Below are 420 nucleotides of genomic sequence, written 5' to 3' on the forward strand. Positions count from 1 at the left end.
CCGATCCTTGAGCGCTATTTGCACCACAACCCGCCGACCTAATTCGCAGGTAGTCTAGTTGACGCAAGACAGTCCGTGCCGGATCGCGTACCGGATCACGTCGGTGTTGTTCGTGATGCCGAGTTTCTGCATCAGCCGCATCTTGTGGGTGCTGATCGTTTTTGCACTGAGCGCGCACACATCCGCGATTTCGTTAAGGCTCTTTCCCGCAGAGAGCATTTGCAAGACCTGAAACTCGCGGTCTGACAGCACTTCATGCGGTGGCACGTCGCCGCGGTGCCTGTCGAAGACCATTGCGTCGACGAGCCTCGGATCGATGAAACGCCCGCCGCCCGCGATCTTGCGGATGGCTTCGAGCAACACGGCGGGGTCGCTGTCCTTTGTCAGGTAGCCCGTCGCGCCTGCACGCAGCGCTCGCGA

1 protein-coding gene is annotated in these 420 nt (G+C 60.2%); it reads right to left on the bottom strand.

Annotated elements, in window-relative coordinates:
* Positions 1-54: 54 nt before the first annotated feature.
* Positions 55-420 (bottom strand): LuxR C-terminal-related transcriptional regulator (locus AB4Y34_RS42035; RefSeq protein WP_368719330.1); only part of this gene is annotated, 366 nt, incomplete at its 5' end.

The sequence above is a fragment of the Paraburkholderia sp. BR10954 genome, assembly GCF_040965775.1.
GTDB classification, from domain to species: domain Bacteria; phylum Pseudomonadota; class Gammaproteobacteria; order Burkholderiales; family Burkholderiaceae; genus Paraburkholderia; species Paraburkholderia youngii.